This window comes from Mucilaginibacter ginsenosidivorans, assembly GCF_007971025.1.
Taxonomy (GTDB): Bacteria; Bacteroidota; Bacteroidia; order Sphingobacteriales; family Sphingobacteriaceae; genus Mucilaginibacter; species Mucilaginibacter ginsenosidivorans.
This window is the reverse complement of the sequence record NZ_CP042436.1, coordinates 2,635,106-2,658,093: the sequence shown is the minus strand read 5'-3', so window position 1 is coordinate 2,658,093 and position 22,988 is coordinate 2,635,106. Positions and strand designations below refer to the sequence as shown.

The window sequence follows — 22,988 nt, the reverse complement described above, 5'->3', positions numbered from 1 at the left end:
TTTATAAAAATAAGGATACGCTGAATGATCACGGGCACCGCTTCTTATCATTTTAAAAGACTAAAAAGCATGGCCGATTGGAGGCTACTTTTATTCCTTGTCTTATTTCTTGATGTTAAACTACTGGTAAAAGCAATAGCCATTGTTATTATTTACCTGCTTCATTCCGATTTTAAATTTGGCTTTAGTCTGAAAAATTCAAGATTGCCTCTTTTTTATCCCGCGGTTATCGGTATAGCCATAATTGATTGGCTCATTGGCAGAGATTACGGTGTTAACTATAGTTTGGTGCTTCTTACGGGCATCGGTTTCTGGGCGCTGTGTATCCTGGCTATGCACCAGGTAAAGCTTTCGGTAGATAACAACGATGCCGAAACTATCAATCGCACCATTGTCTTATTCTTTGTCCTGAATGCACTGTTGTCGTTTATCAATATCGCGGGTATTATTTACGAATCCGGCTACCTCAATCCTTACACCTACCAGGGCCAGCATCAGAAATACTTTATTGGTACGGGCGATTACATCAGGGGGCTCACCTTTGATACCTCGACTACCAATGCGATTTTAAATGCCTTTGGGGTCATTTATTTTCTAAGTAAAAAAAACTCGGCCATGCTGTTATTATGCATGGCTGTTATGTTGCTTACCGGGAGTAACTTTATCAACATTTTGCTTTCGGCGATATTGCTGGCCATACTCACCTTTAAAAGCAGCCGCGAGCAAAAAAGCCTTATCTCGGTATGTTTTATGTGCCTTGTATTGTTTGCGGTCAAGATATCGCCACAGAATTATACCTATGTACACGAAACCATTAAGAACAACTTTTTCCCACAACCCATAGTAAAAAAATCACCGGTAAAGGCACTGCCCTATATTACACTTCGGCCAGACAGTACCCTTACACCTGAAGAAAGAAAGGAAAAAACAGCTCGCTATTACCTTGACAGCGTTTTTCTGGCGGTTCACCCCAACCCCTCGCCCAAACCACCCCGATACCTTATAAAGACATCCACCGGACGAATAATTGTACCCGGGGTAAATATTGATGCGATGCCTTACCAACACATTGCCGAAACAACTGCTTATCAAAAACAACTTTTGGGTTACGTCGACGAGCATAAGGCTGGATTGCCTCTTTCAGGAAATGAAGGTGCTGCTCCACACAAAATGGGTAAAGAGGTTGCTTCCGTACAGACCATTAGTTTTTTAAAAAAGCACCCGTCTAAATTGATCATGGGTGCCGGTATAGGTAATTTCTCGTCAAAGCTGGCTTTCAGGGTAAGCGGCATTGGCTTAGCTGGAGGATATCCGCACCAGTATGCTTATACAAACGCTGATTTTCTTTCGAATCACCTCGACCTGTACCTGGCGTTCTTCAGTAAAAAAAGCGACTACCATTCGCTAACCAACGATCCTGGGTCGGTATACGACCAGTTACTGGCCGAATATGGACTGCTTGGTGTTTTTTGCTTTTTGGCTGGATACGTGGGTTATTTTTTGAAACACTACAGGAAACTAACCTATGGCATTCCGTTGCTTATCCTGTTGCTTGGCGTATTTATGACAGACTACTGGTTCGAACAGCTATCTGTTATCCTGTTTTTTGAATTACTGATGCTGCTAAATATCAAGGAGAATTCCACTAAACCTAATCCCGGCTATGCAAACTGAGCACCCCGAAGTAACTGTATTAATGCCCGCATATAACGCGGCCAAATACTTGCGCGAGGCGGTAGACTCGGTGTTGCAGCAAACTTTTACCAATTTTGAGCTGCTTATCATCAATGATGGTTCGACAGATGAAACAGCAGAGACAGCGTTGTCATTTGCCGACCGGCGGATTACCGTTGTAAACTGCGAACATAAAGGAGTTGCAAATGCACTGAATACCGGGCTAAAACTGGCAAATGCACCGTTAATTGCCCGTTTTGATGCAGATGATATCTGCCTGCCTAACAGGTTGGAACAACAATTCAACTTCCTTTACGATCATCCCGAATATGTTTTGGTGGGCAGCGACGCTGAATATATACTGGAACATGGCGAATTCCTGTTCAGTTTTAAATGTATCGCCCACTCCAACGAGGAAGTGCAAAACAACTTGTACGTCTATTGCCCGTTCATTCATTCGTCTGTAATGTACCGCCGGGAGGCTGTGATCAAGGCCGGAGGCTATAATATTCATGCTCATAATTTCGAGGATTACCTTCTCTGGACAAACCTGGCCAAAACGGGTAAAATGCAAAACCTGCGTGAACCCCTTATAAAAGTCAGGCTGAACGCCTCGTCGGCAACTATCGATGAAAAATGGCGGGGAGAGCGTTTCAGGCAATTGAAACGGCAAGCTACTAACAGGGGATCAATTACCGTGGAGGAAGGCGATGAGCTATTGGCGATCATTAGGCGCCAGGATATTCGCAAAGTAAAAGAAGGCGCTTATCATGCGCTGTGCGGCAAAAAATTCTTGGCTAATAATTACCAGCCGAAAAAAGCGCGCATCCATGTAAAACAGGCCATCAGCATAAGGCCGCTACGCTTTGACAACTACTTATTGTACCTCGTGAGTTTTCTGCCGGAATCGCTGATAACCTGGCTGCACAAATTAAGCCCGAACCGTTTATAATGAAGAAATTGGATATAAAGGTGGCTTTTATTACGCGGTCGACTCTGTACAGTGTCCCCGGCGGTGATACTGTACAGGTAAGAGAAACTGCGCGGCACCTCCATGACATGGGAATCAAAGCGGAAATAAAGCTGGCCGATGAATATATTGAATATGACCGGTACAACCTGCTGCATTTTTTTAATCTTACCCGCCCGGCAGATATTTTATACCACAGCAAAAAAGCACAAAAACCGTTTGTAGTATCCACCATTCTGTGTAATTACAGCGAATACGATAAGCATCATCGCGGGCGAATCGGGAAATTCTTCAGCCTGTTGCCCGGAGACCATATCGAATATTTGAAAACTTTAGCACGCTGGGCGAAGGGGAGCGACCATCTTGCAAGTTCGGAATACTTGTGGCGGGGGCAAAGGAACAGTATTATCCGGGTATTGAAAAACTCGGCTATGATATTGCCTAATTCGGCCTCCGAATACAGACGCGTCACACAAACCTATCCCTGCGATGCTAAATATGCGGTCGTACCCAACGGAATTGACGCTAACCTTTTCAAGAGGAACTGCTCGGCGGTAAAGGATTACAACCTGGTGCTTTGTGTTGCACGGATAGAAGGCATCAAAAATCAATTGAATCTGATAAGGGCGATTAATAATACGCGTTTCAACCTGGTGCTTATTGGGTCGCACGCTCCAAATCAAAAAACTTATTACAACGAGTGCCGGCGTATAGCAGCGGCAAACATCACTTTTATTGATCATATCCCCCAGCCGGAATTGGTGAGTTACTATCAACAAGCTAAAGTGCACATACTGCCAAGCTGGTTCGAAACAACGGGCCTCAGTTCACTGGAAGCTGCTGCCATGGGCTGCAACATTGTGATAACCGACAAAGGCGATGCAAAGGAATATTTCGGCAACCATGCATTTTACTGTAACCCAGGCGAGCCGGAAAGCATATTGGGCGCAGTAGTAAAAGCCAGTCGGAGCAAATACAACGAGGCCCTGAACGAAACAATACAAAAAAAATACACCTGGAAACAGGCTGCCCTGGAAACTTATAAAGCTTATCAAAATATTAACTTATGAAGAGTTTGAAAATCGCCATTTTAGGAACACGCGGTATCCCGAATCATTACGGGGGTTTTGAGCATATATCCGAATATGTATCAGCGGGCCTGGTAAAACGCGGGCATTCGGTAACAGTTTATAACTCGCACAACCACCCTTATACCGCCAATACATGGAACGGCGTCAATATTCGGCATTGCTACGATCCTGAATACGTAGTAGGCACAGCGGGCCAATTTATTTACGACCTGAATTGCCTGATGGATGCGCGCAGGCAAAAGTTCGACGTGGTATTACTGATGGGCTACACAAGCAGTTCAGTTTGGGGAAGACTGTACCCTGCAAGCAGTGCTATTATTACGAATATGGACGGCCTGGAATGGAAACGTTCAAAGTACTCGAAACCTGTTCAGCAATTCCTGAAATATGCCGAAAAACTTGCGGTAAAACATAGCCAGTTCTATATTTCCGACTCAAGAGTTATCAAAGAGTACCTTGAAAGCAAGTACCATATTCATAGTGAATATATTCCCTACGGCGCCGATGTGTATACAGAACAGGAGCGTGAACAGGTAAGCAAAAGCGATGCATTGAAAGAAGATTATTTTTTGCTGATGGCACGTATGGAACCCGAGAATAACATCGAAACGATACTGGAGGGCTTTAATAACAGCAATTCGCGGCGCGAGTTCGTTGTTTTAGGCGATACCGGCAACCGCTTTGGCCAGTTTATAAGGCATCGTTTTAAAAATGACGAGCGCATCAGTTTCAGGGGAGCCATATTCGACAATACCAAAGTAAGAGCGCTGCAGAATAACTCCTACCTGTATTTCCATGGGCACAGCGTAGGTGGTACCAACCCATCGTTGCTGGAGGCAATGGCCAGCGAGGCGCTGATAGCTGCGCATAATAACCCGTTCAATAAGTCGGTGCTGAACGCCGATGCATTCTATTTTTCAAACGCTCATGAAGTACGCGAAATAGTAGAAACCGTGCAGCGCACAGGAAATGAGCAACTGATGGTGAGGAACAATCTTAATAAAATAGCTTTCCAGTTTAACTGGGGGAAGATAGTTGATGAATATGAATCGTTTATTGTGGAATGTTACGAGCGTAAGAACAGTGAAAGAATTACTGCTGCCCGGGGGTAGCCTGGCAAACAGGATAAGCTATTACCACTTAGCGCTTTTGTTACTCAGCCTGCCATTTGACCGGTTTTATAGTCATTTGATACTGGGCAGCTTTGGCATACATACACTGATCCATTTTGACAGGCGTAAACTAAAACCGTTATTTACCTGGCGGACAATGGTTTTGCAGTCGGTCTTTTTTGTGACGGTTGTAAGCACGATTTACGCGACAGACAAAATTTCGGCCCTAAGGGAGTGGGAGCTTGATGTAACCATCTTTCTGATACCCTTCCTGTTTTGCATCAATCCGATCGATCTGAACAAACATGGGTCTCGCTTATTGCTTATTTTTTCATCGGGCATCGCGGCCACTATTGTTTACCTTTATATCAGTGCCGTTATTGCGCTACGGTTTTACGGACTACCCTTGTCGCTCATCTTTTCGCCGGCATTTACCAATCATAATTTTTCACAACAGATCAATATACACGCCACGTTCTTTTCATTGCAAGTAGCCCTTGCGCTGGTATTTATGCTGTCGCTGTTTATCAAAGAAAAGATTCGCTACAACAAAATATTTTGCGGCTTTGTCTCGCTCGTATTACTTGCTGGGATCATTCAATTGGGCTCAAAATCGGTATTTGCTGCTTTGTTCCTCACTATAAACGTTGCCTTGCCGCTGTTTCTTTTAACGGGCAAAGCCAGGAAACGATTCATCTTAATCTCGGCATCGCTGACAGCGCTGCTTATTGGCGTTATATGCAGTTCAGGTATCTTCAGAGAGCGCTATTTGATAGAGCTCCGGACAGATTTCTCAGGCTCAAAAAACGACATTGATGTAGAGCCCCGGGTTTTAAGATGGGGCGCCGCAGTTGACCTGATCAAACAGGCTCCGGTCATAGGGCATGGGGCAGGGTCGGAAATACCTTTGCTGAAGGAAAAATATTTTGAACGGAAATATTATACCTCGTACCTGAACGGACTGAATGCCCACGATCAATACTTAAGCCTGTTGATCAAATCGGGGATATGGGGACTGCTTGCTTATCTTACCACCTTGATCTTTGGGTTCAGGCTTGCCATCAAAATAAAGGATATTATGCTGTTTAGTTTGATGACGCTGGTAGCTGTTGTATCCGTTTCGGAAAACATACTGGACATGGATAAGGGGGTAATATTTTACAGCCTTTTCTTTACATTCCTGGTATTCAGGTCCACACAACAGAAAAATTTGATTTTAGCTGTAAAAAAGCACGAAAATCCCGAAAAGGTGGCAACCAATCACGCACTTGTCACGTCATCAGTATAGGAAAGCAACCGATACTATCTTGTCAGACCTCAGGAGAAATATATTAGCCACGCTCGCTTACTTCGACCTGTTCAGTTACCCGCTGACGATGGACGAGATATACCTGTTTTTGCCAACCAAATGCGCGGTTGAAGAATTTGAATACGCCTGCCGCGGCCTGGTTATCGACAGGCACGTACACAAATTCGACAAATTTTATACATTGCGTAACGATTATTTTTTAATCGAGCGGCGCGAAAAAGGCAACTTTAAAGCCGCAGAACTAATTGCCACCGCAAAAAAAGTAGGCGATTTGCTGATCCGATTCCCCTATGTGCGGGGTATCGCTATATCGGGCTCGCTTTCCAAAAACTTTGCCGATAACGATTCGGATATCGACCTGTTCGTCATCACGGCAAAAAACAGGCTCTGGATAGCGCGCACCGTAATGCACCTGTTCAAGAAACTGACCTTCCTGGTAAAAAGGGAGCATTATTTCTGCATGAATTATTATATAGATGAGCAGGATTTGCTTATCCACGAAAAAAATATCTATACAGCCACAGAGATTGCCACATTGATCCCGCTGAACGGCGACACAATGTTTGAGCAATTTTTTACCGCCAACACCTGGACAAGGGAGTATCTGCCTAATAAATACCTCCGCATCGCAAGTGCAAAACCGGTAAAGGATTCGCTGCTTAAAAAAATAACTGAATTCATTTTCAATAACCAGGCGGGCAATGCTTTGGATAATTTGCTGATGCGGATCACTGCAAATCGCTGGCACAAAAAAATGCTTTTAAAGAGAACGAACAACCGGGGTATCATATTGGCAATGGATGCCGGAAAACATTATACTAAACCCGACCCTGTAAATTTTCAAATGAAGCTGTTAGTGAGTTACCGCAACAAAGTGTCGCAAGTATTGGAGCGATGCGAGCGTGTGGTTGTGCAATAATAAAAGCAGCAGTTTTGTTATTCCACTTAGAACGCCACTGTTACTATTATTTCTTCCTTAGCGAAACAATATAATAGTCGCCGATCACTCTCCAGGGCCATTTGGTTTTCAGCCTGTTTTCCCATTTTTTAAGGAACCGGAAAGCTTTGGGGTGTTTCTCGGCGAAACCTTCGATATACGATGGCGGGACAATGGTGCACAGTCCTTCCAGTCCAGCAAGATCGAATTCATTTTTCAATTTTTGGGTAATGTAAGACGGGTTGTAATACCAGCATTTGAAAAACGTTCCTTCCACCCTCGCTTTTCGGCCGCGCCGGCTGAAGAATCGCCGGAAAGCTGTACGCAGCTTTCCCTTAAATATCAACAAGGTTTCCCACAGGCAAAATTTGGGGAGAACAACAAACGTTATCATTCCGCCAGGATTAAGCAATTGCGGTAAAAACGCCAGCACTTTGTCAAGCTCTCCGGTGCAGTTAAGTCCGGCGAAATTGGAGAATATAAGGTCGAAAGGTCCTTTGTTTTTTAATTCAGGCAGATTATTATAGGAACAAAGTTCGAAAGTGATCTTTTTGTTCATTTTATGTTTGCCCACCTTTTGTACCAGTTGGTAAAGCATACCTGCAGAAATATCTGTTGCGTGTACTTTATGCCCCTTGCCCGCAAAAAAGACGGCATCCTCCCCGGTACCGCAATTCAGCTCGAGGATAGACCCGCCGGGCTTTAGACGTTTTAATACATGACGGCGAACGCGCTCTCTTTTATAAGCGATGATAGTATCGTCGCCATAAATTTCGTCGAACACCGCAGACTGGCCGCTAAATGCTTCGGCGGCTTTCCTTTCGTTAATATAGTCCACAGCCGAGCTCATCCAAGTGCCTTCTCCAGCCGGTTTAGTTTGAATTTTTCTACCAGGGTGGCTGGCGCGTGATAAAATACGGACAGCGCTTTCCTGATGCTTTTGATATCAATACTTAACGGATCTTTTAACAGCTGTACTGCACTGTTGCGGGCCAGGTGCTGATGATAATTCTGGTGCACGTAACGATGCAGTTGCTTATAAAAAGTAGGCGGAAAGGTATTACGGAACATCAAAGCCATCTCGTCCGAGTCGGTCCAGTTAGTTTTGGTTCTAAGCTCTTCCTTTACCCGTTCGTAAAACGCCGTACCGGGCAAGGGGTATGAAACCGAAATGCCGATCTCGAAAGGCAGCAATGCGTTTATCATGTCGATGGTTTTGCCGATGTCCTCCTTCATCTCGCCGGGGTACCCAAACTGGATAAAAAACGAGGGCTTGATGCCGGCATTCTTCATCAACCTGGTGGCAGTAAATATTTGCTGAACCGTGATACCCTTGTCCATGGCATCCAGTATTTTTTGCGAGCCGCTTTCGGCGCCTATCCATACATTTTCGCAACCTGAGGCCGCCAGCGCCCGCACTAAATCCTCCTCCAGTAACAGATCGGCACGCGATTGTACTTTGAACCTGATACCGATCTTTTCCTTTTCCATCAACCCGGCAAACGCTAATACCCAGCCGGGTTTAAGGCCGAAAATATCATCGCAAAACCAGATGTGATCCATATCAAACCTATTTTTCAGCATTTTGATCTCTTCAACCACATTCTGCGGGCTGCGTGAGTTATAACGATTGCCGTAAATGGGTTTTGCGCACCAGTTACATTTGAACGGGCAGCCCCGCGTGGTACTCATATTCAGCGAAAAATATCCCACATGTTTTAACCAGCTTTGGCGGTATTGCTCTATGTTCACCAGGTCCCAGGCAGGGAAAGGCAAGGTATCGAGTTCTTTCAAAACAGGGCGCGGAGGGGTTTTAACAACACAACCGTTATACATATAAGCCAGGCCCATTACTTGCGAAAAATCGGTTGTTCCGGTTTTCAGAGCTTCCGCAAGCTCCAGTAAAGTATGCTCCCCCTCACCGAGAATGACAAAATCTGCCCCTTCATTTAAATATTTTTCATAACGGTCGGTAGAATCTGAGCTGCACACAATTACCTTACAACCACGCGATCTTGCCACTTTGCACATACCAAATGCTGCTTCGCGCATGTTGGTGAGGCACATTTTGGTTAGGTAATTAAAGCCGTCATCGTATACCACGAACAAACCTGGCTGATGCTGGTCGAGCGCGGCTATAACCTCCCCGGGGCCGTCAGCAAACATCACATCGAACAGGGAAACCTTATAACCGTTTTGACGCATCAAAGCCGCGGCATAAAGGGTACCCAGCGGCGGGTATGGTTGCCCCAGCGACCACTGTTTCGGATCGAAGCGCAGGAAATAGGAATGCGAGAACAGTATCGTGCTTTGCGGCTCCATTATAGGCACTACGCCCATGGTTGATAATGGGTTGCCTAAAGTTTTGGGTGTGCAAAAATAATTGCGGCGGAGATGACTCGCAGCGTCAGTGCACTTCCATAGAAAAAAGGAGGTGAATTAAACAACAGGATTCATTCGCGGCGGCAGGTTAAGCGAACAAACGCACTTTACACATGTTTCGTTCTTACTCATGTCAAGGGTTTTGCGGAAATGCACTGCGTTTTCGCTGTTAAGAATATGGGTAAGCGAGTCTTGCCTGATGTTACCGAGGGGATCATGAAAGAAACACGGGCGCACCGCACCGTCGGCTTCGATCACAGTTGAAACCCAGGGGGCGTTGCAGCGTTTATGCGGAAAAGGACTCAGCCCGTAAAAGGCAGCGTAGTACTCATATATCTGCTGTATCTTCTCCCGCGATTCAGCAATAAAACCGGTATCAAAATCCACACTGTTTTCCTTCAGCATTTTGTTTATCACGCTTTGCAGTTCCGGCAATTCCTTTTCCGATAACAATATCTCGTGCTGCCGCGGCTCTTCCCATGCCATCTGCCGGTTAAAGGCGTGGCTGCTTACATCGGCAGGCAAAAAGCTGATCTGATCCAGGCCCATCGCCTTTGCCTCATGAATCACAGAAAGCCAGTTCCAAAAATTGAGGCGGTGTATCACCGTCCGCGCAGTAATTTTATAGTTAGGATCCAGTTTATGAATGCATTGTACGCCATCCTTTAATTTTTGAAAAGCGCCCGGTATATTTCGAATGGCATCGTGTAATTGCTGGTCGCCGTCAAGTGACACGATGATATCGTTCACCCATTTAAGCAATAGTTCCGCATGATGTTTTATTGTCAGACCGGTGGTGAGCAACGATACCTTTATACCTACATTATTCAGCATTTCGCACAGCCTGAAAAAGTTCTGATTAAGCAGCGCCTCGCCACCCGACATTACCACCTGCTTTGTCCCTAACTCTACCAGCGACAAAAGTAACCCTACGACGTCCTGCTCGGTAAGCTGCTGCAGGTTTTTGTTATCCTTCCAGATGTCGCACATCACACAACGGCAATTGCACGCACTATGCGGCATCAGGATGACAATAGGCAGCGCCGAAATGCGGTGCGTACGCAGGGTTTTGTACCGTTGATAGGTGTGACGAAGAGATACCGCCATGCTTTAACGATTTACGGTGATCCAGTGAAACGGCCCGCGTTTATCCAGCAATCGCATCAGGCTGTTCGGGTTCAGCAAAATATGGTGCCGCATGCCGGAAAGTTCTTCCATGGAGTGATGAAAATAGTGCTCCGCCATTCCGGAGAAACCTAATGCGTTGTAATAGTTGTAACTGCGCACATTGGCACGTTCAATTTCGTCGGGTTTATAAAAGTGCGTATCCATAATATGCACCTCGCCATTTTCATTAAGCAATGAAAGCGCCAGGTCCAATACGGATCTCACCGATGGAAAATACTGTAAGGAGGCGGCAAACACGATCACGTCAAACTTAATGTCCGGGAAAGTATCCTCGTTAAAAACGTCGTAAACAAACTCGAGGTTATCTTTAATAAACACCCTGTTTGCCTGGTTGATCTCGAGCTGGTTAATGTCGAGCCCGATAACGTCTACACCGGGAATTTCGGCCATTTTAGCCGAAAGCCACCCATTACCGCAGCCTACTTCCAATATCCGTAACGAACGGCTTTTCCGGCGCAGGTAATTGATCAGCCTGAGCGACGAACGTTTGCGAAGGCTCCATTCCCCTGCGTGTACGTGCAATGGGCCGATATCGGGCAGTGCCCTAAGCTGATCGTCGGTATATATTCTTTTCTCGGCCTTCCTTACAGCAAGGTAAAGTTCTTCGAAATCGGTTTTATTAGCTATTGGCGCTTTGGCTATCATAGGTCGGTCGTTTTGAAACTATGCCACTTAAAACCCCGAAATTTCCGGCTGCCGGTATTTCCATACCCGCTGCAACAGTTTTATTTCGTACGGATATTTATACATATTAACCTTATAGCGCACACCGGCCACCAGTTTAATGGCGCGGCGCTTCAGATCGTTAAGGCGTATATCGGTTACGGTCGGATATACGCCGTTAAGAACTGTTTCAAAGTTCCTGATCTTATCTATCATTTCCGGGGTGAGCCATGGCGTAAGCGGATTTTTGCGCATGTCAAAATTTTCCCAGGCCGGGCTTATCCAGTCCTCCAGTACCCGGGGATATTTGAATCCCTGCTCCTGCACCTGCTTGAAAAGCGCCGAGCCTTCGGTAGGTACAGGGCTATACGTATACAATACAATTTCGGTGCGCGGGTTAACCGCCTTAACCCTTTTTATAAAATCTATCTCGAAATCTATCTGGGCCTCTACCTGCTTTGCGGTTGGCGCGGGCGTGCCCAGCACAAAGGAATATTCAGGTATAATATCAAATTTTTTTAAACGTTCGGCAAAGCGGATGATCTGGTCGCCGGTTTGGGTGCCTCCTTTGTCCAGTTGCTCCAGGATAAGATTGTTACCGCTTTCGGCACCGAAGAAGATGATCTTGCAGCCGCCTTCGCGTACAGCGGCCAGCGAGGCATCGCTGAATTTATCCATCGTGTCGATACGGGCCATTCCCCACCACGACATCTTTTCGGGCTTTATCAGTTTGGAAAATTCAACCGTGCGCTTTTCAGACACAAAGAAGTTATTATCATGGAATTCGATCGCGTCGGCGCCCCATTTATCGTGAATGTATTTGACATCATTATAGACATTCTTAGCCGATTTAGCTTTCCAGCGCGCCTCATAAATAGGCACCACCGCGCAAAATGAACAGGTAAAGGGGCAGCCAATACTCGAATGGTACGCCATGGTGCGTTCGCCCAGGTAAGTACGGCCGAGGTACCATTTATCTATCCCGTAAAAATCGTTCAGTTTATCATAAGGCAATGGCGGCAGGGGGTCCTGTTCAAACAGGTCTTCTTTAGGATTTTTGATAATATCCCCATTGGCATAATAGGTCACATTTTTGATAAACTCATAAGGCGTGCCTTTTTCCAATGCATCGATCAATGACGGAAAAGCATGATCGCCCGGGCCGTTGATCACGAAATCGACATACCCTGATTCGAGCACAGCTTTGGGCTGAGTGGATGGAAAATATCCACCCCATATCATAACCGTCCCCGGGAATCTCTCTTTTATCGCTTTCGCAAAGGGGATGCCCTGTTTTAACTGCGGGCCGGGCATAATCGTAAAGCCGATATATTTGTATTCGCCTGTTTCAAGGTAGCTTTCCAATTTGGCTAAGGGATCTGCCTCGCAATTACCATCCACAATGGCCCATTGATATTTCCCCTCGACAGACGCCGCGATACTTAATATGGAATTTGGTATACGATGTTTTGCAACCGCACTTTTGGGATTAAATAACAGGATCTTATTCATATAGGCTCAACCTTCTAAATAACGATGGGCCGAAACCCATCGTTATTAAACAGCTAATAAAACAGGAACAACCAAGCGATTAATTATGCTCCACGTCATAAACAGTTACGCTTTCCAAAATTGCCGGGTTGCCTGTGGGCCCAAATAAAAATTGCGTATGGCAACCCTTAATAAAAAGCACCCGTAACCCAAATAATAAGCTAATAAAACTTGATCCCCGCAATTAAAAACTATATCAGCCGGCGCATTTTAAAGCGTAGTATCCCGGAGAAGGGTTCGGCAGATGCTTACGATCTGTGGTCGGCAAATTACGACAGGCAGCCGGGCAACCTGATGCTTGATCTCGATGAGATACTTTTCAGTAAACTTTTAACGTCAATTGACCTTGAAAATAAGAATGTCGCGGACATTGGTTGCGGTACCGGAAGGCACTGGAACAAAATATTAGCCAAAAACCCGGCCCTGCTCACCGGGTTCGATGTATCTGAAGGCATGTTGGCCAGGCTGAGGGAAAAATACCCGACAGCTTATGCATACAAGATCAGGGACGACCTGTTCGAGGGCACGCGCAATGCGCCGTTCGATGTTATTCTGTCCACCCTTACAGTAGCGCATATCGAGAACCTGGAACGGGCCCTGGAAAACTGGTGTAATATACTAAAGGCCGATGCGGAGATTATAATCACAGATTTTCATCCAAAAATGCTTGCTTTTGGCGGCAAAAGGACATTTAAATATCAAAATAAGAGCCTTGCTGTACGCAACTATGTATACCCGGTAGAAACCATAAAGCATGTTTTGCAGAGCAATGGTTTTAGAATAGTGAAGGAAGAAGAATTCAAAATTGATGAAACGACGCGGAGCTATTACGCCGAACAAAATGCGCTGCCCGTTTACGAGCAATTTAAAGGGTTCCCGGTGATCTATGGCGTTTACTTGAAACGGGGTAATGATCCTGAATAATTTAAAAATGGCAATTACTGGCGCCCCGGTAAATATCAGGGTTGCCGGGGGCTGCATCGCAAATGTCTGGGCCTCCCCGCCGGATCACGTACCGGGGGAGTTTAACCTGGAATTTAAAAACGCGATCGTTTTTCCGGGATTGATCAATTCGCACGATCACCTGGACTTTAACCTGTTCCCTGCACTTGGCGACCGGACTTACAAAAACTATACGGAATGGGGCCGGTACATTCATAAAAATTACCCGGATAAGATCGGCCGTATCATGAGGGTGCCAACGGTATTGCGCGAACAATGGGGCGTGTATAAAAACCTGCTGAACGGTATTACCACTGTAGTGAATCATGGTAAAAAGGTAAAAAAAAATGAAGGTCCTATCACCGTCTTTGAGAATTGCCAGTGTATACATTCCGTCCGGTTCGAAAAAAAGTGGTGGCTTCAATTAAACAACCCGCTCAAAAAGAATGTGCCGGTAGCGATTCATACCGGTGAAGGTATCGATGAGGCATCGGCCAGGGAGATCGATAAGCTGATCAGCCGCAATATGCTAAAAAGGGACATTATTGGCATCCACGGCGTTGCGATGAACGAGGACCAGGCGCAATGGTTAAAGGCGCTGGTTTGGTGCCCGGAGTCCAATTATTTTTTACTTGGTAAAACAGCGCCAGTGGGCCGATTGAAGGAGAATGTACCTATTGTGTTCGGAACTGATTCTACTTTAACGGGTGACTGGAACTTGTGGGAGCATATCCGCAGGGCAAGGGCCACCAAACAATTAACAGACATTGAATTGTTTGAAACACTCACTATAAACCCTGCAAATACATGGAAGCTAAAAACCGGGGAAATAGCGGAAGGAAAGGATGCGGATATCGTTGTCGCAAAAGAAAAAAAAAGCGCACCGGCAAGTGATGCATTCTTCGGGCTTAACCCGGAAGATATATTGATGGTTGTACACAAAGGACATATTGTACTGTTTGACGAGGACATCTATCCCCAGCTGAAAAGTATTGACCTCGACAATTACGGCCGCGTGTATATTAAAGCTGCTTGCAAATATGTTTCGGGCAATTTACCACAACTCATGCACAGGATAAGTGAATTTTATCGCGGGGTTAATTTCCCGGTCATATGACAAAATGCCGTTTGCTACCAAAATGTGCTCAAAAACGACAGATGACAACCGGGACAATAAGTATGAGAATAGTGATAAGTATGTATTATCTTTATTACAGGAAATACCACACCAGGTGGTTTTGATGTTAACGCTGAGATGATGAAGCACTTGTATCCGCTGGCCCCCTTCAGAGAGAACAAGCCCACTTACACTGGTTGCCGGGAAAAACAATTCCCGGAAAAGGTAGTTAATACAACGGTACATAGCCTCACATTTCCTTGTACCGTTTATACTCGCGAAACGGTCGGTGAGGTTAAGAAAAACGGTTACTTAGTGTTGGCAGCGCCAGGGTATATTATTGCTAAATATCACAAGAGTATCGCAATAGAAACGTTTCTGACGGCAATCCTCTTGCAGTTGTTCATTTGCCGGCCACGCACTACCCTAACTGCCGCATGACATGAGCGATAACAACAAGGCACGGGATTATACTATTGAGAGGCTTAACAAAAGCAATTTGCCCGACCTTGACCTGTTACACAGGGCCATCTACCGGAAAAACCATGCCCCCGGGTATTATGAAAAAAAATATGATACTGCCTACACAGGTGTTCAGCATGTAGGGTATATCGCTTATGATATGCAACATGCTCCTATCTCTTTTTACGGCGTGGTCCCTTGTTTTATACGTTACAATAACGAGCTGCATCTGGCCGCCCAATCAGCCGATACAATGACGCACCCCAGGTACAGCTTCAAAAACCTGTTTGTGCAACTGGCTAATTTAACCTTCGACCTATGCCGCGAGGAAGGTATAGTACTTGTATTCGGTTTCCCAAATCAAAACTCACTCCATGCATTCCTGGTCAAACTTAAGCTGCAAATGACCGAAATGATGGATTGCTATGTTATCCCGGTGAGCCTGATTCCGGTAGAAAAACTGGTAAAAAAAATACCTTTCACCCGCCGACTTTACAAAGACCATGAGATGCGCGTATTGAAACCTTACCTGGCAGAGGCGAACGGGGTCGAAAATTCGGTCATCAAAAATGGGTTTGCAGGGGTAAACCGCAATGCCCATTTTTTAAAATACAAAGCCTATCATCCAACACACGTAATTAAAATTGGGAATGCCTTGCTATGGATAAAAATACGCAACGGGCTCATTATCGGCGATATCAGCTGCGATCCCGCTGAATTCGACAGCATGATGGATGAACTGCACAGGCTCGCTTTCCGGCTCGGCGTGCAACGCATCGTGTTTCATACGAGCCACCAGACGCAACTGGCGTCATTATTTGCCGGACGTTATGAAGCTATACCCTCGTACTATGTTTTATTTAAAGATATGGGCTCGCACATACCGCTCGAAAAAATAAAGTTCACCTACGCTGACATAGATATTTTCTAACCAAACGAGCAATATTCGCACATGAAATTTGTCTTTGCCAGCTACATTTCTACCGGGGAATTTACAGACCCGGCATCATGGATAGAACGTATAGGAATCTATACCGGCATGCTGGAAGCCCTGGCTGAAAAAAACGATGTGACAAGCATTGAACAAATAGCGTACGAAGGTGAATATAAAAAGGCAGGGGTTAAATACGCATTTAAACAGTACTCCCGGCTCGGTTTGCTGTTCCCTATCAGACTTAACAGGTTTATCCTTGCTCAAAAGCCAGAAGTAATTGTTATACAAAGCTTTCAATTTCCGCTACAGGTGATACAACTGCGATTGATGGCAGGAAAAAAAATAAAGATCATCGTCCAAAATCATGCTGAAAGGCCAATGAAGGGCCTTAAAAGATATGTGCAGCGGCTGGCCGACCGATGCATCAACGCCTACTTATTTGCATCGGAAGAATTGGGCGCCGAGTGGGTGGTTAAGGGTAATATTTCATCGGCGCGAAAGATACACGAGGTGATGGAGGTATCGTCTGTATTTTCGCCAATGGATAAGGAACTGGCAAGACAACATACCGGTGTATACGGCGGACCCGTTTTCCTGTGGGTTGGCAGGCTGAACGCTAATAAAGACCCCATTACGGTAGTAAAAGCATTTTTACGTTTTGCAAAAGTTAACCCTTCGGCTCGCTTATACATGCTTTATCATACCGAAGAGCAATTGGGCCAGTTAAAAGAGTTGTTGAATACATCGCCGCAAAAGGGAAGCGTTACCTTAGTGGGCCGGCTGCCTCACAGCGAACTGCGATACTGGTTTAACAGTGCTGATGTTATCCTGTCCGGATCGCACTATGAAGGCAGCGGAACAGCGGTGTGCGAGGCTATGTCATGCGGTTGTATGCCTTTAGTTACGGATATTGCTTCTTTCAGGATGATCACCAACCATGGCAATTGTGGCTTGTTGTACGAACCCGGGAACGAAGAAGCGCTATTATCCGCGTTGAAAAAAACAATGGAAACAGATATAAATGAAAAGCAAAAGCTTTCCCTGGATCATTTCAGAACCAATTTGTCTTTCGGGGCCATTGCTGCTAAAATTCATCAAATAGCATCTTCGTTATAATCAAACAGCTTCATGATAGCTTTATTGCTGTCGTCTACAAGATAAGGTATCACCGGCGTGTGGTCGGTACCGGGATCATCCAGCAAACCCTTTACAATTTTTAGCATGTCATCCTGCATGTGTGCAAAATGCCAGTTCCTGATCTCTGCATCCATCGGTTTTACAAAACTCACCACCTGTGCGCCGGCATATAACGCTTCAAGGCAAACTACGCCGAAGCCCTCATAGGCAGATGTGTGCACAAATATTTTTGCGCGACCCATCATGTCCAGCACGTCCTTGTGTTCCAGTTCGCCCATCAGTGTTATATTATTTTCCAGGTCAAGGTTCCTCACCATCGTTCTTAATGATTCCATTTCGGGGCCGTCACCGCAAATGATGGCCTTGATATCAGGGCGCGTTTCGCGCAAAACGCCTACGATATTTACCAGCAGAAAGTATTGCTTTAAAGGAATAAGCGAGCCCGCACCCAAAATATCGATATCCCGTTCGGCAGCAGGTAAATTAAACATAGCAGGGTCGATACCGACCGGGATAACATGAGTGGGCCTTATTTGGTAATTGCGGTTAAATTCGGCCGCAATGAAATCTGATAATGCTATGAGTGATGCGGCCCTGGGTTGTATACGATCGAAATATTTGTTCCATAATTTGGCGTCCTGCCCAAGTACCCAGCTGAAATGTTTCACTTTGTACCACCTTGCAAACCGGAACGCAACCAGGGTACATTCTCCCATCCAGAAGCTGAGTAAGCCGACAAGATTATGCTGCCGTTTTAGCTTTCTCAATTTTAACCAGGCACGTATCCAAACAAGCATGCGAAATACTCCTCCCCGGTTTTTCCCGCCAAAAGAGAACACGGTTACCCCCTGCCACTGGTAACGCGATGAAGTAAACGGGTACTGGAAAGCAAGCACCACAATGTTTAAAGCGGGAAAGTTCTTTTTCAGGTTTCGGACAAAAACCTGTTGCGCGGGAATACAAGTGCTATCTGCCTCATTTTCGGGGAAACCCGGGCTGAGGATCACCAGGGTATTCTGCTTAATCATCAATAGTAATCAATTTGTTACAAAACAATAAACTTGCCTGATTGTGTGTAATAAATAAAATTATTTTCCCCTGATTAGCAACACTTTGCAATTTTTCTAAAATCAAATTCTCCGATTGCTGGTCCATTTCACCGAATGGTTCATCCAAAATCAACAGGTCAAATCCATGATATAAAGCTCGCGCCAGCATGATGCGTTGTCTTTGCCCTCCGCTCAGGTTTTTACCGTTCTCGGTAATCAGCAGGTTTACACCATCGTCGTACGGTTTTAGCATATTGTCTAACCCGCAAAATGCTATCACTTCGTTCAGCTTCAATTTATCATACTCGTCGGCAAGTGCAATGTTTTTTGCGAGTGTATCATGAATTAAAAAGGGTTGTTGTTTAATGTATGCTACCCGGTTGCGGTACGCTTTCCGTTCTTCTGTTGTTACGATCTTGTTGTTAATGCTGATCGTTCCCTCTCCCTGTTCAAGAAAACCAAGTATGATGCTGATCAGGGTTGTTTTACCCCGTCCCGAACCGGCGGAAATGCCGGCAAGGTCCCCCGGCGATAATTGAGCACTAACACCGGTCAATACAGGCCGGTTGTTATATTTAAAATGGAGTTTTTCAAAATTGACGGACCGAATATTTTCTGTTTGAAGGTTGATCCTGTCTTTTCCGTTGTCGCCAGGTATGGCAAGGTCATTTAATATAAACCCATAAGTTTTCATTTGCCCTATGCTATTCAATATTTTTACCACACCAGGTATGATCTTGTAAGCGGCCGCGATAAATATGCCCACTGTTAGCAAGTCGATAGCAGCACTGCGCCCTGACCATTTATTGATAACGATCAATATAAACAGTCCAAAAATGGCAAATATCTCGATCAGCCGCGAAGGGAGGCCCTGCAATGTTTGTTGCAGGCGCATGTCATTATTCAATTGCGCCTGCCGTGTGTAATAGCGGTCGGCGAAAAAATCATCCTTGTTATAAATATTGTTTTCTATATATCCTGCCAGAGCTTCTTTCAGATTTTTAAGGGTATCGGCGCTTCTTCTTTTTATATTTTGCCGCAAGCGTTTCAGGCGTTGTTTCAGTACCATGCCGATAATAGTTACCGCCGGCATAAGAAGCAGTAAAAGAAGAAAAAAAAGCGTGGCGTTATAGAAAAGAATTGCCACCACACTAAAAAGAATGAGCACGCTTTGCGATACCACCTGCTGTAGGTTAGTAAGAATGTACGTACTGAACTCGATAGGCTGATGACTTATTTTGTAGATATTAACCGATGAATCGACATTGATATAATTTAAATAATCTCCGCGAAGGTACCTGCGGATGTTTCTTTTGGATAGCCTTGAGGCCACACCATAAATAAACCTGAATTGAAAAGTTGATATCCAATACGCAAATATATTTTTTATACCGAACAGTATAAAAAAGACGCTTATTAACAAAACCGAGTTTTGATCGGCTAACTGTTTGGGGAGGAATGTAAGACCGGACAGGCCGGTATTTTTAATATAAAAGTTGATAACTAATACGCTTAGGCCAAGGAAAGCAATATCAAGCGCGCTGACGATGACATCCAAAAAGGCGAGCAAAAATAATCGTGCCCGTTCTTTTTGATCAAGTATGTTTAATACACCTGATAAAAATCGCACCAGTTAGTGATAATTAGAGTAAACGCCGCAAACAGTTAAAGAAAATACGGAGAGGTAGCGGGTAATGGTTGCCTGGACACGATTTTAGGATTTGATTGATTAGATAAGTTGGATTGAGCTGGATATCCTGTCTATCTTTTCAATCCAAAAATCGTGTCTTAATAGGGTGATGGACTGGTAGCGGACCAGCCGCCATCAACAATGATGGTTTGGCCGGTAATGTGGCGGGACCGGGGCGAAACAAGGAAAAGTACTGCGTTAGCCACATCCTCAACAGTTCCGGGGCGGCCCATAGGTGTAATGCGCGACCAGACGGACTCGTAATCAGCATCTTCCAGCGTACGCTCGGTGGCGGTGGCGCCGGGAGCCACGGCGTTTATGGTGATATTTAAACGTGACAGTTCGAGTACCAGGCTTTTGGCCAGCATTTCGAGCGCGGCCTTGGTCATGCCATAGGCGGCAAGATTTTTATGCGCCTGGTGACCAGTGACGGACGACATCAGTAAGATGCTGCCCGCACCGCCTTGCTTCTTCATTTGGATGGCTGCCTTTTGCGCCAGGAAAAAGCTGCCAAACAGGTTGAGATCAATAACGCTTTTGAGGTTTTCGGGTTGAAAATCCAGAAACTCGCCATAGGCAGTGATACCGGCATTGGCTATAACGATAGTAACAAAACCAAATTTACGTACCGCTTCATCTACCATTTGCTGGATAAAATCGACATCGGAAGCATCGCCGGGAAATGCATGGCACTTGCCTCCCATCGCGCTGATAACGCCTGCAGCCCGGTTTGCCATAACCGCATCGATGTCATTCAGTAACACCGCGCCCCCCTGCATAGCTATCTGCCGGGCTATTTCAAAGCCGATACCCTGCCCTGCGCCTGTAATAATGGCTGTTTGATTGGTGAATTGGTTTTCCATAACACAAATATGCTGTCATTTCGACGAGGAACGAGGATAAATCTTATACAGGCAATAACGCCTATGAATGATGTATAAGATTTCTCACTATCGTTCGAAATGACACCCTTTTATATATCAATGCGAATCTTTATGTATCTCGCTCCCGCTGCCGCCTTTCAAAAAGTCGAGGTCCGCGCCGAGGTGTGCCTGTTCCACGTGCTGCTGGTAAAGATAAACATATCCGCGTGTCGCCCAATCGGTCGGCGCTGTTAGTTGTTTTTTACGTTCGGCTATCTCGGTATCAGAAAGATCGACATTCAATGTTCCTTTAAATACGTCCAGCGAGATCATATCGCCATCTTTTAATACCGCAATTGTTCCACCGGCAGAAGCTTCAGGCGATACGTGCAATACCACCGTTCCAAAACCTGTGCCGCTCATGCGGCCGTCGGACAAACGGACCATATCATGCACACCTTTTTCCAAAAGCTTTTTAGGGATATTCATGTTACCTACTTCGGGCATGCCGGGATAACCTTTAGGGCCGACGTTTTTCAGCACCATTACGCAGGTTTCGTCAATATCCAGGTCGGGGTCATCCAATCGCGATTTATAGTCGTCGATGTTTTCAAAAACCACAGCCCTGCCGGCATGCTTCATTAAGCCGGGTGTAGCTGCTGATGGTTTAATTACCGCGCCGTGCTCGCAAATATTGCCTTTGAGCACACTGATGCCAGCAAGTTTATTAAATGGAGTTTCAACCGAAGCGATCACATCACGGTTATAGCATTCGGCAGTTTTATAGTTATCCGCCATCGGTTTGCCGTTGACGGTTATTGTATCGCGGTAGAGGAATTTATCCAGTTCCTTCATCACCGCGGGGATACCGCCGGCGTAGTACAGGTCCTCCATAAAATATTTGCCCGAGGGCTGCAGATTCGCCAGCAAGGGGATACCAAGAGCGCTGGTATTGAAATCATCAATAGAAAGCTCTACCCCTATCCTGCCCGCAATAGCCAGCAGGTGAATGATAAAATTGGTGGAGCCGCCGATGGCAGCATTGGTAACAATAGCGTTATCAAATGCTTGACGTGTCAATACATCGGACAGTTTAAGGTCCTCCTTTACCATATCGACGATGCGCATACCGGATAGGTGCGCCAAAACTTTCCGGCGCGAGTCGGCTGCGGGGATAGCGGCGTTATCGGGCAGGGTCAAGCCCAAAGCCTCGGCCATCACCGCCATGGTAGAAGCTGTGCCCATAACCGCGCAATGTCCCCGGCTGCGCGACATGCAGGCTTCGGCGATGTTCATCTCATCTTCGCTCATCCGACCGGCGCGTTCTGCTTCTGAAAAACGCCACACATCGGATGTGGCAATATCACGCCCCTGGTATTTGCCGGTAAGCATCGCCCCCCCTGAAACAACGATGGTTGGAATATCCACACTACAGGCACCCATAATGAGGGCCGGTGTGGTTTTATCGCAGCCGCAAAGCAGTACTACACCGTCCAGCGGGTTAGCGCGAATGGATTCTTCCGCATCCATGCTGACGAGGTTGCGGTACAGCATAGCGGTGGGTTTGATCAGCGTTTCGCCCAGCGACATCACCGGGAACTCTACCGGGAAACCGCCGGCTTCGTAGATACCGTGTTTAACAGATTCGGCCAGTTCGCGAAAGTGAGCGTTGCAGGGTGTCAGCTCCGACCAGGTATTACATATACCAATGACCGGCTTGCCTTTAAATTCGTGCGCGGGTATGCCCTGGTTCTTCATCCACGAGCGGTAGATGAAACCGTCCTTGCCTGTACGGCCAAACCATTCGGCACTGCGGAGTTTTTTGTCTTTCATTGTAGTTATCAATTGTCATTTTGACGAGGAACGAGGAGAAATTCTATTGGACTGGCTTAAAGCTATGCAAAATGTATAAGATTC

General features: G+C 45.7%; 19 protein-coding genes. 10 read left to right on the top strand and 9 right to left on the bottom strand.

Going from position 1 to position 22,988, the window contains the following annotated elements:
- Positions 1-24 precede the first annotated feature (24 nt).
- Genes FRZ54_RS12145 through FRZ54_RS12120 form a run of 6 tightly spaced genes read left to right on the top strand, consistent with a single transcriptional unit; the run spans position 25 to position 7,075 of the window.
- Positions 25-1,674: a hypothetical protein gene (locus tag FRZ54_RS12145; RefSeq protein ID WP_147031871.1), complete on the top strand. Its 1,650-nt coding sequence runs from the start codon at positions 25-27 to the stop codon at positions 1,672-1,674.
- Positions 1,664-2,626 carry a glycosyltransferase family 2 protein gene (locus FRZ54_RS12140; RefSeq protein ID WP_147031870.1) on the top strand — a complete coding sequence of 321 codons (963 nt, stop codon included), beginning with the start codon at positions 1,664-1,666 and terminating at the stop codon, positions 2,624-2,626. Before FRZ54_RS12145 ends, FRZ54_RS12140 begins: the two co-directional genes overlap by 11 nt.
- Positions 2,626-3,714, top strand: a complete 1,089-nt coding sequence (locus FRZ54_RS12135) for a glycosyltransferase family 4 protein (RefSeq protein WP_147031869.1) — start codon at positions 2,626-2,628, stop codon at positions 3,712-3,714. The genes FRZ54_RS12140 and FRZ54_RS12135 overlap by 1 nt, the downstream gene beginning before the upstream one ends.
- Positions 3,711-4,847 (top strand): DUF1972 domain-containing protein, encoded by a 1,137-nt coding sequence (locus FRZ54_RS12130; protein WP_147031868.1) that lies wholly within the window; start codon positions 3,711-3,713, stop codon positions 4,845-4,847. The genes FRZ54_RS12135 and FRZ54_RS12130 overlap by 4 nt, the downstream gene beginning before the upstream one ends.
- Positions 4,819-6,135, top strand: coding sequence for an O-antigen ligase family protein (locus FRZ54_RS12125; RefSeq protein ID WP_187359821.1), 1,317 nt, complete (start codon positions 4,819-4,821; stop codon positions 6,133-6,135). Before FRZ54_RS12130 ends, FRZ54_RS12125 begins: the two co-directional genes overlap by 29 nt.
- 19 nt (positions 6,136-6,154) lie before the next feature.
- On the top strand, positions 6,155-7,075 hold the full coding sequence (locus FRZ54_RS12120; protein WP_147031866.1) for a nucleotidyltransferase domain-containing protein: 921 nt from the start codon (positions 6,155-6,157) through the stop codon (positions 7,073-7,075).
- A gap of 46 nt (positions 7,076-7,121) precedes the next feature.
- Here FRZ54_RS12120 and FRZ54_RS12115 read toward each other — a convergent pair whose 3' ends face one another.
- The 5 genes from FRZ54_RS12115 to FRZ54_RS12095 form a co-directional block, all read right to left on the bottom strand.
- Positions 7,122-7,943, bottom strand: a complete 822-nt coding sequence (locus tag FRZ54_RS12115) for a class I SAM-dependent methyltransferase (RefSeq protein WP_147031865.1) — start codon at positions 7,941-7,943, stop codon at positions 7,122-7,124.
- Positions 7,940-9,433 (bottom strand): B12-binding domain-containing radical SAM protein, encoded by a 1,494-nt coding sequence (locus FRZ54_RS12110; RefSeq protein ID WP_228462706.1) that lies wholly within the window; start codon positions 9,431-9,433, stop codon positions 7,940-7,942. Before FRZ54_RS12110 ends, FRZ54_RS12115 begins: the two co-directional genes overlap by 4 nt.
- A 99-nt stretch (positions 9,434-9,532) precedes the next feature.
- A complete protein-coding gene (locus FRZ54_RS12105; RefSeq protein WP_147031864.1) occupies positions 9,533-10,582 on the bottom strand; it encodes a radical SAM protein in 1,050 nt (349 codons plus the stop codon).
- A 3-nt stretch (positions 10,583-10,585) separates the two neighbouring features.
- Positions 10,586-11,308, bottom strand: coding sequence for a class I SAM-dependent methyltransferase (locus FRZ54_RS12100; protein WP_147031863.1), 723 nt, complete (start codon positions 11,306-11,308; stop codon positions 10,586-10,588).
- Positions 11,309-11,335: 27 nt separating this feature from the next.
- The gene (locus FRZ54_RS12095; protein WP_147031862.1) at positions 11,336-12,838 is read right to left on the bottom strand and encodes a B12-binding domain-containing radical SAM protein; all 1,503 of its coding nucleotides are present in this window, start codon (positions 12,836-12,838) and stop codon (positions 11,336-11,338) included.
- A 210-nt stretch (positions 12,839-13,048) separates the two neighbouring features.
- Here FRZ54_RS12095 and FRZ54_RS12090 point away from each other — a divergent pair, with 210 nt between their 5' ends.
- The 4 genes from FRZ54_RS12090 (at position 13,049) to FRZ54_RS12075 (ending at position 17,448) form a co-directional block, all read left to right on the top strand.
- Positions 13,049-13,801, top strand: a complete 753-nt coding sequence (locus FRZ54_RS12090) for a class I SAM-dependent methyltransferase (RefSeq protein WP_147031861.1) — start codon at positions 13,049-13,051, stop codon at positions 13,799-13,801.
- Positions 13,788-14,936 (top strand): amidohydrolase family protein, encoded by a 1,149-nt coding sequence (locus FRZ54_RS12085; RefSeq protein WP_147031860.1) that lies wholly within the window; start codon positions 13,788-13,790, stop codon positions 14,934-14,936. The genes FRZ54_RS12090 and FRZ54_RS12085 overlap by 14 nt, the downstream gene beginning before the upstream one ends.
- Before the next feature lie 442 nt (positions 14,937-15,378).
- Entirely contained in the window at positions 15,379-16,329 is a 951-nt protein-coding gene (locus FRZ54_RS12080; RefSeq protein ID WP_147031859.1) for a GNAT family protein, read from the top strand.
- A gap of 21 nt (positions 16,330-16,350) precedes the next feature.
- Complete coding sequence (locus FRZ54_RS12075; protein ID WP_147031858.1) at positions 16,351-17,448, top strand: glycosyltransferase family 4 protein; 1,098 nt, start codon at positions 16,351-16,353, stop codon at positions 17,446-17,448.
- On the opposite strand, the gene FRZ54_RS12070 is transcribed toward FRZ54_RS12075, so the two are convergent.
- The 4 genes from FRZ54_RS12070 to FRZ54_RS12055 all read right to left on the bottom strand — a co-directional run bounded on the left by FRZ54_RS12070 (position 17,427) and on the right by FRZ54_RS12055 (position 22,904).
- Positions 17,427-18,497, bottom strand: a complete 1,071-nt coding sequence (locus tag FRZ54_RS12070) for a glycosyltransferase (RefSeq protein ID WP_147031857.1) — start codon at positions 18,495-18,497, stop codon at positions 17,427-17,429. The genes FRZ54_RS12075 and FRZ54_RS12070 overlap by 22 nt on opposite strands.
- Positions 18,490-20,148, bottom strand: a complete 1,659-nt coding sequence (locus tag FRZ54_RS12065) for an ATP-binding cassette domain-containing protein (protein ID WP_147031856.1) — start codon at positions 20,146-20,148, stop codon at positions 18,490-18,492. Before FRZ54_RS12065 ends, FRZ54_RS12070 begins: the two co-directional genes overlap by 8 nt.
- 158 nt (positions 20,149-20,306) lie before the next feature.
- A complete protein-coding gene (locus tag FRZ54_RS12060) occupies positions 20,307-21,071 on the bottom strand; it encodes an SDR family NAD(P)-dependent oxidoreductase (protein ID WP_147031855.1) in 765 nt (254 codons plus the stop codon).
- A 117-nt stretch (positions 21,072-21,188) separates the two neighbouring features.
- On the bottom strand, positions 21,189-22,904 hold the full coding sequence (locus FRZ54_RS12055; protein WP_147031854.1) for an IlvD/Edd family dehydratase: 1,716 nt from the start codon (positions 22,902-22,904) through the stop codon (positions 21,189-21,191).
- Between the last annotated feature and the right edge of the window lie 84 nt (positions 22,905-22,988).

What these genes read in the sequence shown, in the direction of transcription:
- FRZ54_RS12100 (WP_147031863.1), bottom strand. Translation starts at nt 11,308, where the DNA reads ATGATAGCCAAAGCGCCAATAGCTAATAAAACCGATTTCGAAGAACTT.
- FRZ54_RS12070 (WP_147031857.1), bottom strand. Translation starts at nt 18,497, where the DNA reads ATGATTAAGCAGAATACCCTGGTGATCCTCAGCCCGGGTTTCCCCGAA.
- FRZ54_RS12130 (WP_147031868.1), top strand. Translation starts at nt 3,711, where the DNA reads ATGAAGAGTTTGAAAATCGCCATTTTAGGAACACGCGGTATCCCGAAT.
- FRZ54_RS12140 (WP_147031870.1), top strand. Translation starts at nt 1,664, where the DNA reads ATGCAAACTGAGCACCCCGAAGTAACTGTATTAATGCCCGCATATAAC.
- FRZ54_RS12060 (WP_147031855.1), bottom strand. Translation starts at nt 21,071, where the DNA reads ATGGAAAACCAATTCACCAATCAAACAGCCATTATTACAGGCGCAGGG.
- FRZ54_RS12080 (WP_147031859.1), top strand. Translation starts at nt 15,379, where the DNA reads ATGAGCGATAACAACAAGGCACGGGATTATACTATTGAGAGGCTTAAC.
- FRZ54_RS12095 (WP_147031862.1), bottom strand. Translation starts at nt 12,838, where the DNA reads ATGAATAAGATCCTGTTATTTAATCCCAAAAGTGCGGTTGCAAAACAT.
- FRZ54_RS12105 (WP_147031864.1), bottom strand. Translation starts at nt 10,582, where the DNA reads ATGGCGGTATCTCTTCGTCACACCTATCAACGGTACAAAACCCTGCGT.
- FRZ54_RS12055 (WP_147031854.1), bottom strand. Translation starts at nt 22,904, where the DNA reads ATGAAAGACAAAAAACTCCGCAGTGCCGAATGGTTTGGCCGTACAGGC.
- FRZ54_RS12110 (WP_228462706.1), bottom strand. Translation starts at nt 9,433, where the DNA reads ATGGGCGTAGTGCCTATAATGGAGCCGCAAAGCACGATACTGTTCTCG.
- FRZ54_RS12145 (WP_147031871.1), top strand. Translation starts at nt 25, where the DNA reads ATGATCACGGGCACCGCTTCTTATCATTTTAAAAGACTAAAAAGCATG.
- FRZ54_RS12075 (WP_147031858.1), top strand. Translation starts at nt 16,351, where the DNA reads ATGAAATTTGTCTTTGCCAGCTACATTTCTACCGGGGAATTTACAGAC.
- FRZ54_RS12135 (WP_147031869.1), top strand. Translation starts at nt 2,626, where the DNA reads ATGAAGAAATTGGATATAAAGGTGGCTTTTATTACGCGGTCGACTCTG.
- FRZ54_RS12115 (WP_147031865.1), bottom strand. Translation starts at nt 7,943, where the DNA reads ATGAGCTCGGCTGTGGACTATATTAACGAAAGGAAAGCCGCCGAAGCA.
- FRZ54_RS12085 (WP_147031860.1), top strand. Translation starts at nt 13,788, where the DNA reads ATGATCCTGAATAATTTAAAAATGGCAATTACTGGCGCCCCGGTAAAT.